Source organism: Deinococcota bacterium, from assembly GCA_030858465.1.
Lineage (GTDB): Bacteria > Deinococcota > Deinococci > Deinococcales > Trueperaceae > JALZLY01.
In genome coordinates, this window is sequence record JALZLY010000252.1 from 1 (window position 1) to 9678 (window position 9678).

Annotated in this window: 10 protein-coding genes; 3 read left to right on the top strand and 7 right to left on the bottom strand. The window is 67.4% G+C overall.

Annotated elements, in window-relative coordinates; all coding sequences use genetic code 11:
- The coding region (locus M3498_12650) for a hypothetical protein (GenBank protein MDQ3460131.1) at window positions 1-241 on the bottom strand (241 nt) is incomplete at its 3' end.
- Window positions 242-250: 9 nt separating this feature from the next.
- Window positions 251-922, bottom strand: a complete 672-nt coding sequence (locus M3498_12655; protein ID MDQ3460132.1) for a PspA/IM30 family protein — start codon at window positions 920-922, stop codon at window positions 251-253.
- A 153-nt stretch (window positions 923-1075) separates the two neighbouring features.
- Between M3498_12655 and M3498_12660 the strand changes: the two genes are divergently transcribed.
- Window positions 1076-1396, top strand: a complete 321-nt coding sequence (locus tag M3498_12660) for a hypothetical protein (protein ID MDQ3460133.1) — start codon at window positions 1076-1078, stop codon at window positions 1394-1396.
- A gap of 6 nt (window positions 1397-1402) precedes the next feature.
- Here M3498_12660 and purD read toward each other — a convergent pair whose 3' ends face one another.
- From purD to M3498_12680, 4 genes are all read right to left on the bottom strand, one after another.
- Window positions 1403-2650, bottom strand: coding sequence for a phosphoribosylamine--glycine ligase (gene purD / locus M3498_12665; protein ID MDQ3460134.1), 1248 nt, complete (start codon window positions 2648-2650; stop codon window positions 1403-1405).
- Window positions 2647-3273, bottom strand: a complete 627-nt coding sequence (gene purN / locus M3498_12670) for a phosphoribosylglycinamide formyltransferase (protein MDQ3460135.1) — start codon at window positions 3271-3273, stop codon at window positions 2647-2649. Before purN ends, purD begins: the two co-directional genes overlap by 4 nt.
- A 153-nt stretch (window positions 3274-3426) precedes the next feature.
- Window positions 3427-4209, bottom strand: a complete 783-nt coding sequence (locus M3498_12675) for an RNA methyltransferase (GenBank protein ID MDQ3460136.1) — start codon at window positions 4207-4209, stop codon at window positions 3427-3429.
- Window positions 4210-4257: 48 nt separating this feature from the next.
- Window positions 4258-4899, bottom strand: a complete 642-nt coding sequence (locus tag M3498_12680; GenBank protein ID MDQ3460137.1) for a tetratricopeptide repeat protein — start codon at window positions 4897-4899, stop codon at window positions 4258-4260.
- A gap of 82 nt (window positions 4900-4981) precedes the next feature.
- Here M3498_12680 and M3498_12685 point away from each other — a divergent pair, with 82 nt between their 5' ends.
- Window positions 4982-5566 (top strand): sulfite oxidase-like oxidoreductase, encoded by a 585-nt coding sequence (locus tag M3498_12685; GenBank protein MDQ3460138.1) that lies wholly within the window; start codon window positions 4982-4984, stop codon window positions 5564-5566.
- Between the two features lie 25 nt (window positions 5567-5591).
- On the opposite strand, the gene clpB is transcribed toward M3498_12685, so the two are convergent.
- Window positions 5592-8171, bottom strand: a complete 2580-nt coding sequence (gene clpB / locus M3498_12690) for an ATP-dependent chaperone ClpB (GenBank protein ID MDQ3460139.1) — start codon at window positions 8169-8171, stop codon at window positions 5592-5594.
- Window positions 8172-8519: 348 nt separating this feature from the next.
- Between clpB and pfkA the strand changes: the two genes are divergently transcribed.
- The gene (gene pfkA / locus M3498_12695; GenBank protein MDQ3460140.1) at window positions 8520-9488 is read left to right on the top strand and encodes a 6-phosphofructokinase; all 969 of its coding nucleotides are present in this window, start codon (window positions 8520-8522) and stop codon (window positions 9486-9488) included.
- Window positions 9489-9678: the final 190 nt, after the last annotated feature.

Sequence of the window (9678 nt, forward strand, 5' to 3'; positions counted from 1 at the left end):
CCGCCAGGCGGCCGCGCAGCGGTCGCGGCGCCGCCGCAACCTGGCGCCGGACATCGCGTTCGATCTCGAGCGCCTCGGCCATGAGGCCGCGGTAGGGCTGAGCCAGCGCCGCCAGGCTCTGCCCGCCGAGGTCGCCGCCTGGGCGCGAACCGGCCGGCCTCCGCCCATAGCCCCGCAGCAGCGCCCAGAGGCCGAGCAAGACGAGCAAGACGAGAACGAGCGCCAGCACCGGATCGAACACCGGACCAGCCTACTCCGAGGCACCGCCGAGACGAGCCCGGAGCGTCTCGAGCTCGTCCTCGACCTCGCTGTCTTCGCGCAAGGCTGCGAACTCGTCGTCCAGGCTGAGCGCCTCGGACAGCTCACGTTCGGCCTCGAGCCGGTCCTCCATGCTCACGACCTTGTTCTCCATGCGCTCAAAGGCGGCAAAGGCCTTGCTGGTATCGGTTTTGGCCATGGCGGCGTCGACCGAGCCCTGCGCGTCAACGCGGCGCTGCCGGGCGATAAGCAGCTTGCGCTTGCGCTCGGCCTCCTCGATCTTGGCGTCCAGAGCGCGCATCTGCGTGGTCAGGCGCTCGAGCATGGCGCGGTGGCTGGCGAGCTGCTCCTCGAAGCCCTCGGCCAGGTCCTTGGCGGCCTTCTTGCGCCTGAGCGCCTCTCTGGCCAGGTCTTCCCTGCCCGACTTCATGGCCTGCTCGGCCTTTTCAAGCCAGCTCTTGGCTTCGTCCTGGTGGGACCCCAGGTCGCGCTCGAGCCGCTTGCCCTCGGCCATCGCCTGGGCCACCTCCATGCGCGCCTCGTACTGGGCCTGGCGCATGTCCATGAGGGTCTGGTTGATGATCTTCTCGGGGTCCTCCGCGCGGGTCAAGAGGTCGTTTAAGTTCGCTCGCACAATGGTGACAATCCGGTCCATGATGGCCATGGCCACCTCCGTTTCGGCCCTATCATAGCAAGGCGACAGCCCTCATATCTCAGCCGCCTCATATCTCGGCCCAAGCATCGGCCCAAGCAAAGGTTCGCCGGGAAAGGATTCACGGCAACCACGAGGGCTGGATGGTCGCTTTATACTCGTTCCATGACCGAAAACGAACGCGCCGTCAGGCAATTCATCTTGGCGAAGGCCAATACCTTCGCCGACCATCCCGCCGAGGACATCGACCCGCAGGAACGGGACTACCTGGCCGGCCTCAGCGCGGATCTGGAGGCCGGACCCGACTCTCTGCCCGTCCTCGACGCGCAACTGGGCCGCTTCTTGGTCTACGAGTTACAAGAGTACCTGCACTTCAACTACCGCGAGGACGAGGCCGACGCCCTCTACGACCGCTTCGTCGGCGAGGAGGAGGACGACTACCGCGAACTCCACGTGCCCCTTAAGAGGACGCCGGAGGAAGGCTGATACGCCCTACCGGGCTCGTGCCGGCAAGAGCCGGTAGCCGATGTCGCGCCGGTAGTGGGCGCCGGGAAAGCCGGTAGCAGCGGCGACCTGGTAGGCTTTGGCTAGGGCCTCTTCCAGACTGGACGCCGTGGCCGCGACGTTCAGCACCCTGCCGCCGCTGCTGACGAGCCTGCCGCCCTTCAGGGCGGTGCCCGCGTGAAAGAGGCTGACCCCTGCGGGCAGGTCATGCGGCAAGGTGATGGGCAGATCCCTCTGGTAGTCGCCGGGGTAGCCCGGCGCGGCCATGACCACGCAGGCGCAGTGCGCCTCCTGCCAGCGCAAGGTGACGCCTGCTAGGGTCCCGTCTACCACCGCCTCCATGACCGCGAGCAGATCGGTCTCGAGGAGCGGCAGCAGAGCTTGCGTCTCGGGGTCGCCGAAGCGGGCGTTGTACTCGAGCAGCTTGGGACCGGCCGCCGTCATCATCAAGCCGAAAAAGAGCACGCCCCGGTAGTCGAGCCCGTCGGCCTGGAGCCCGCGCAGGGTGGGTTCCAGCACCTCGGCGCGCAGCCGGGACCCCTCGCCCTCGCCTAAGGGCAGCGGCGCCAGCGCGCCCATGCCGCCCGTCATCGGGCCACGGTCGCCGTCCTCGGCCTGCTTGTAGTCCTGCGACGGCAGCATGGGCAAGAGGGTCTTGCCGTCGCAGAAGGCGAGCAGGCTGAGCTCCCAGCCCTCGAGAAACTCCTCTAACACGACCTCGCCCCCCGGCGCGGCCAAGACGGCGCGCACCGCCGCTTCGGCCTCGCCGCTGGTTCGCGCGACGGTGACGCCCTTGCCCGCCGCCAGCCCGGAGTCCTTGACGACGAGCGGCAGGGACGCCTCCCTCAGGTAGGCGAGCGCCCGGCTCAGCTCGCTGAAGCCCGCGAAGGTCGCGGTCGGGACGCCGTGCCGCCGCATGAAGTCCTTGGCGAAGCGCTTGGAGCCCTCGAGCCGCGCCGCCGCCCGCCGCGGGCCAAAGGCGCGCCGGCCCGCCGCCTCGAAACGGTCCACCAGCCCCGCCACGAGCGGCGCTTCCGGCCCGACGACGGTGAGGCCGACCTCCTCCTCCTGGGCAAAACGCAGGGTCGCCTCGGGACTCTCCAGACGCACGCAGCGACCCAAGGCGGCCACGCCGGCGTTGCCGGGCGCGGCGATGATCTCTACGCCGGGCGAGGCGGCCAGCTTCCAGGCGAGCGCGTGCTCCCGGCCGCCCCCCCCGACGATGAGCACCTTCACTCGCCGGACTCTCCAGCAGAGGCCCCGGCCGGGTAGCTCACCTTGCCGAGCAGAAGCTGCTTGATCGCCTCGGGATAGGCCTTGTGCTCCTCGCGCCGAATGCGCGCCTTGAGCGTCTCCACGCTGTCCTTGGGCAGGACCGGCACCCGCCGCTGCAAGATGATGGGGCCCGAGTCCACGCCCTCGTCGACGAAGTGGACGGTGCAGCCCGACACCCTCACCCCGGCGGCGAGCGCCTGTTCCGGCGCGTCCAGCCCCGGAAACTCGGGCAGAAGCGAGGGGTGGATGTTCAAGAGGCGGCCGCGCCAGTGCTCGACAAAGCGCGCCGAGAGCAGACGCATGAAGCCGGCTAAGAGGACGACGTCGATGGTGTGACGCGCGAGGAGCACCTCCACCTCGTTCTCGAAGCGCTCCTGCTCGCCAGAGGCCACGTGATAGGCGTTGATGCCGAGCGCCTTGGCCTTGTCGAGCGCGCCCACGCCCTCGTTGTTGCTGATCACCAGGGCGACGGAGGCGAGCGGGTGCGAGGCGGGAAAGGCTTGGAGGATGGCACTCAAGTTGCTGCCCTTTCCCGAAGCGAAGACGGCCAGACGTACCGGACGCGAGAGAGGAAAGCTGGTCATGGCTCCATTCTAACCCCGCAGCCGGCCAAGGCCAAGAAGATGGCAGGAGGCGGACCAGCGGAGGAGAGAAAAACGCCGCTTCCGCTTCCAGACCTAGGGCGCTCTAGCTCGAGCCGGAGTACGGCAGTGGCGAGGGACAGGGCGCGCCAAAGCTCACTCCTCGCGGCGAAGCTTCAGGGACTCGGGCAAGCCCAGCGCATCCTGCCGCGCCGCCCACTGCGCCTGGCGCCACAGGCCGCGCAGGACCATCACGTCCTTGGCGGTGAGTCCGGCGCGGTCGAAGAGGTTACGAAAATGGGCCATGGCCGCGCGCTCGCGCAACCTGTCGGTGTAGCCGATCAGGTGCATCGTCTCGTGCAGGTGGTCGTACATCGCCTCGATCGCAGCCCTGGAGGCCAGCGCCCTCTCCCCTTGCTCCCCCGCCCCTTGCTCCGGCGCCTCTTGCTCCGGCGCCCCTTGGAGTCTCCCCTGGAAGCACTCGTAAGCCAGAACCTGCACGGCCTGCGCCAGGTTCAAGGAGGCGTAGTCGGCGGTGGGAATCTGGATAAAACCCTGACAGTAGCTCAAGTCCTCGTTGCTGAGGCCGAAGTCCTCGGGGCCGAAGAGGAGCGCGGCGCGGCGGCCTCTGATGAGCGCCGCGGCCTGGCGCGGCGTATAGACCTCTCTGGCGGCCGTCCGGGGCCGGGCGGTGGTGCCCAGGACCAGGGTCCGGTCCGCGACCGCTTCGCGCACCGAGGCGCAGCGCACGGCGCCCCTCAGCACCTCCTGAGCGTGCGCGGCGAGCGCAAAGGCCTCGGCGTTGAGGAGGCGCTGCGGCGCCACCAGCCAGAGGTCAGCGAAGCCGAAGTTCTTGACGGCGCGGGCGCTCGAGCCCATGTTGCGCGGGTCCTTGGGCCGCACCAGGACGAATCTCAGGTCGGACACGACATCAGACACAAAGACAGTATAAGGACAGCCGGTAAAAAGACAGTACGGTATACGGTGCTATTCCAGCGCCTCGAGAAGCGCCTCGACCTCCAGGGCAGCCCGTGTCTCCCCTACCGCCTGAAACAAGCTGATACTTTCCGCAAAGCAGCTCTTGGCCGCGGCCTTATCACCCTGAGCCGCGGCGAGTTCACCTAGAGCCCGCCACGCGCAGGCTTGGCACATGGCGTCGCCGGCCCTAATGCCCTCTACCAGCGCCTCCTGCAAAAGCTGCCGCGCCCCTTCCCACTCCCCCTGCAGAAAGCGGATGGAGCCTCGTTCGTAGAGGTTGGCGGAAAAGCCTGCTCGATGATCGGGCAAGCGCCTCTTCAAAAGGGTGTGCTCGTCGGCAAACAGACGTAGCGCCGCCTTGTAGTCTCGCGCCAGACGTGCGACCATGCCCAGCTGATGCAAGGCGACGTGCTCCGCTCGACGGTCACCCCTCCTCCTGGCGCGGTCCAAGAGCGTGGTGTAACAGCGCCTCGCCTCCGCAAAGGCGCCTTGCTCAGCCTTAACAAAACCCAAACCGTGAAGTGCCGCGTCATTGTCGTGGTCACCTTGTTCCGTTTCGCCAAGGCACTCCAGATAGAGAGCCTCGGCCTCCTCGAGCCGACCCTGCTCGAAAGCTTCACAGGCCCTCGCCAGTTTCGAAGCCATAACCATCCCTCAGTTTAGCCTAAGGCTTCGTCAGCCACGCCAAAATCGCGGCGGCGGCAGCGTGCTAGCCTGACCTTAAGGAGAGGATATGTTGCGAAATATCTTCAAGAGGCGGCCGAACGACCCCCGGATCCCCGCCGGGCAGAGCGTCACCGAGCGCTTTCCCGTGCTCACCTACGGCCCCACCCCGCGCGTTTCAAAAGAAGCCCTCGAGCTCAAGGTCTTCGGCTTGGCCGACGAGCTGACCTTCACCTGGCAAGACCTCATGAACATGCCGCAGACCAGCATTACCAAGGACTTTCACTGCGTCACCCACTGGTCGAAGATGGAGGTGGCCTGGACGGGCGTCCTGACGACCGAGCTGATGAAGCACCTTGCGCTCAAGGACGGCGCCAGCCACGTGATGCTTCACTGTTACGGCGGCTACACCACCAACCTGAAGCTGGACGACTTCCTGGCCGAGTCCTGCCTGCTGGCGCACAAGCTTTTCGGCGAGGACATCCCTGTCGAGCACGGCGGCCCCCTGCGCACCATCATCCCGCAGCTCTACGCCTGGAAGAGCGCCAAATGGCTTTCGGGGCTCGAGTTCATGAGCCAGAACGTGCCGGGCTTCTGGGAGCGCAACGGCTACCACATGCGCGGCGACCCCTTTGGCGAGGAGCGCTATGGTTAGGCAGGAGCCGGAATTCAGCGGCGGGTCAGTTGAGCGCTCCGGCCTCCTGCCGCGTCTCGAAGCTGAAGCCGCCCGCGCCGGGCTCGACGACGATGGTGTCGCCGTCCTTGACGTCGCCGGCGATGATCTTTTTGGACAGCGGCGTCTCGATCAGGCTCTGGATGGCGCGCTTCAAGGGCCGGGCGCCGAAGACCGGGTCGTAGCCGACGCGCGCGAGGTGTTCCATCGCGGCGGGGGTGAACTCGACCGCGATGCGCTTGTCCGCCAGGCGGCGCTTCAAGTAGCTCAGCTGGATCTCGGCGACCCTCTGCACCTGCTCGCGGTCCAGCGCGTGGTAGACGATGATATCGTCGACGCGGTTCAAGAATTCGGGGCGGAAGTGCCCCTGCAGCAGGTTGAAGACGGTGCTCTTGATCGCCTCGTAGTCCGCGCCGCTGCGGCTGGCCTCCAAAATCTGCGGTGAGCCGATGTTCGAGGTCATGATGACCACCGTGTTCCTGAAGTCCACGGTGCGGCCGTGCGAGTCGGTCAGCCGGCCGTCATCGAGGAGCTGCAAGAGGGTGTTGAACACGTCGGGGTGGGCCTTTTCGATCTCGTCGAAGAGCAGGACGCTGTAGGGGCGGCGCCTGACCGCCTCGGTGAGCTGGCCGCCCTCGTCGTAGCCGATGTAGCCCGGAGGCGCGCCGATCAGCCGAGCGACGGTGTGCCTTTCCATGTACTCGGACATGTCGAGGCGGATAGTAGCCTCCTCGGTGTCGAAGAGCGCTTCGGCCAGCGCCTTGGCGGTCTCGGTCTTGCCGACGCCGGTGGGACCCAGAAAGATGAACGAGCCGATGGGGCGGTTGGGGTCGGCCAAGCCCGCCCTCGAGCGGCGGATGGCGTCGGCGACGGCGGTGAGCGCCTCGTCCTGGCCGACCACGCGCTCGTGGAGTTCGTCCTCGAGCCTGAGCAGCTTCTCGCGCTCGCCCTCCATGAGCCGCGCCACGGGAATGTTCGTCCAGCGGCTGATCACCTCGGCCACCTCGTTCTCGCCGACCTCTAAGCGCACGTACCTGGCGTTGTCGAGCTTGCGGCTCAAGTCGCGGATCGCCGTCTCGAGCTTGGGCAGTTGCCCGTATCTGAGTTCGGCGGCGCGGTTGAGGTCGTACTCGCGCTCGGCGGCCTCGATCTGGGTCTTGACGCTGTCGAGCCTTTCTTGCGCCTCGCGCAGCTCGTCGTGGATCTTGCGCTCGGCCTCCCATTCGGACTGCGCCGCGCCGATGCCGTCCTCCAAGCCGCGCAGCTCCTCCTCGATGCGCAGGAGGCGGTTGACGGATTCGGCGTCGGTCTCGCGCTTTAGCGCTTCGCGCTCGATCTCGAGCTGGAGTTTACGGCGCCTCAAGCCGTCGATCTCCTCGGGCATGCTCTCTAACTGCACGCGGATGCGGCTGGCCGCCTCGTCGATCAGGTCGATGGCCTTGTCGGGCAGCTGCCGGTCGGCGATGTAGCGGTGCGACAAGGTCGCCGCCGCGACGATGGCCGGGTCGGCTATTTCGACGCCGTGATGGACCTCGTACTTCTCTTTGATGCCGCGCAGGATCGAAATCGTCTCCTCGACCGAAGGCTCAGCGACGACGATGGGCTGGAAGCGGCGCTCCAGGGCGGCGTCCCCTTCGATGCTCCGGTACTCGTTTAGGGTGGTCGCGCCGATCATCCTGAGCTCGCCGCGCGCCAGCGGCGGCTTGAGCATGTTGCCCGCGTCCACCGCGCCCTCGGCCTTGCCCGCGCCGACGATGGTGTGGAGCTCGTCGACGAAGAGCACCACCTCGCCCTTCGATTGCACCGTCTCGGTGATAACGGCCTTGAGGCGCTCCTCGAACTCGCCGCGATACTTGGCGCCCGCCAGCAAGGAACCCATGTCGAGCCCGATGATGCGCTTGCCCTGCAGGCCCTCGGGCACGTCGCCCTTGACGATACGCTGGGCCAAACCCTCGGCGATGGCGGTCTTGCCGACGCCCGGCTCGCCGATCAGCACCGGGTTGTTCTTGGTGCGCCGCAAGAGGATCTGGATCGCCCGGCGAATCTCCTCGTCGCGGCCGATGACGGGGTCGAGCTTGCCGTCCCGCGCCGCCGCGGTCAGGTCGTTGCCGTACTTCTCCAGGGCCTCGAAGGCCGTTTCCGCTGTTTTGCTGTCCACGCTGCGCCCCTTTCTGATCTCCTGCGCCGCCGCCAGCAGCGCCTCCTTGCCGGGCAGGAGCTTGGTTCCCTCACCGCCCGCGTCCCTGACCGCCACGAGCAGCGCGTCCACGGCGACGAAGGAATCGCCCCACGCTTTGGCGACGCCCTCGGCCCGCTCGAAGGCCTTGGCGAGCTCTGGGCTCATGTACTGACCCTCGGCGCCCGAGACCTTGGGCAGGCGCTCCAGCGCGGCGTTCAGGCCCGCCTCTACCTGCTTGAGGTTGCCCCCGGCGCGCTCGAGCACCCGGGCGGCCGGACCGACGCCGTCCGCCAGCAGCGCCGTGAGCAGGTGCGCCGGGGCGATGGTCTGGTGGCCCCTGCCGCGGGCGACCGCCTGCGCGTTCGCCACCGCCTGCAGGGCCGATTCGGTCAATCTTTCTGCGTCCATAGCATCCGTCGCTTTCCGATCGTCGTTTCGAGATCAAGTCTAAGCTTGCCGCGCAACAAAATTGGCATCGCGCATGCCTGCTGCACTGTCATTATTATGAAACCTGAGTGCTATATTGTCAAGTTAAGTGAGCCTTGCGGGTACGTCCCAAACCGGATGGATGACGGGCGGAGGGGAGTCATGGCTGGTAGCTGACGGCTGAGAGCTGAGCGCCGTGGACGCTCAGCCCACGGCTCGAGCAGCCCACCGAAGCGACAGGCGTAGGCCTTGGGAGCTTCCCTGTCCACGCCGGACGCAGCCCCTGAAAAGCCTGCGCTATACTACGAAGCTGTGAAGCACCTAGGAGCTGTGAAGCACATCGGCGTTCTCACGAGCGGCGGCGACGCGCCCGGTATGAACGCGGCCATCCGCGCGGTGGTGCGGACCGCGCACTATCGCGGCGTCGCGGTCTCGGGCATCTACCGCGGCTACCAGGGCCTGATCGAGGGCGCCATCGAGGAGATGGGCCCCAGGAGCGTCGCCAACATCATCCAGCGCGGCGGCACCATCCTCCGCACCGCCCGCTCCCAGGCCTTTATGACGGCGCAGGGGAGAACGACCGCCTCCGAAAAGCTCGGCGAGCACGGCGTCGACGGCCTCGTCGTCATCGGCGGGGACGGCACCCTGCGGGGCGCTCACGCGCTCGCCAGCGAGCACGGCGTCAGGCTCGTGGGCCTGCCCGGCACCATCGACAACGACCTCTACGGCACCGACGTGTCGATCGGCTTCAACACCGCCATCAACATCGCCCTGGACGCCGTCGACCGCTTGCGCGACACCGCCGCCAGCCACGACCGGCTCGTCCTCGTCGAGGTGATGGGCCGCCGCGCCGGTCACATCGCGCTCACCGTGGGCGTGGCCGGCGGCGCCGAATCCATCCTCATCCCGGAGCGGCCTTTCGACCTGCAGGAGCTTATCCGTGACATCCAGGACTCGGAAACGCGCGGCAAGAGCTCGAGCATCATCGTCGTCGCCGAGGGCGCTTATGAGGGCGGGGCCTTAGCGCTCGCCAAGACCATCGAGCGCGAGTGCAAGTTCGAGGTGCGGGCCAGCATCTTAGGCCACATCCAGCGCGGCGGCTCGGCCAGCACCCGCGACCGCGTCCTGGCCTCGCGGCTCGGCTACGTCGCCGTCAACAGCCTCTTGGCGGGTGAGACGGACGTCATGGTCGGCATCGACGGCCGCGACACCCGGCTCGTCCCCCTGCCGGACACCTGGGAAAAGGACAAGCCCATCGACGAGCAGCTCTACGAGCTGGCCAGGGTGCTGGCGGTCTAGCGAGGCCGTGCTGAGGATTGTTGACGTTGGAGCGGTAAGATGGCGCCATGCCCCCGGCGGACGCGCTCTTCCACCTGCGGGCGCTCCTTGGCGACGGGCTCACGCTGCTCTTCACCGCCCTGCGGGTGAGCGCCGTCTACCTGGTGCTGCTCGGCCTGCTCTACGCGAGCGGGCGGCGGACCTTGGGCCA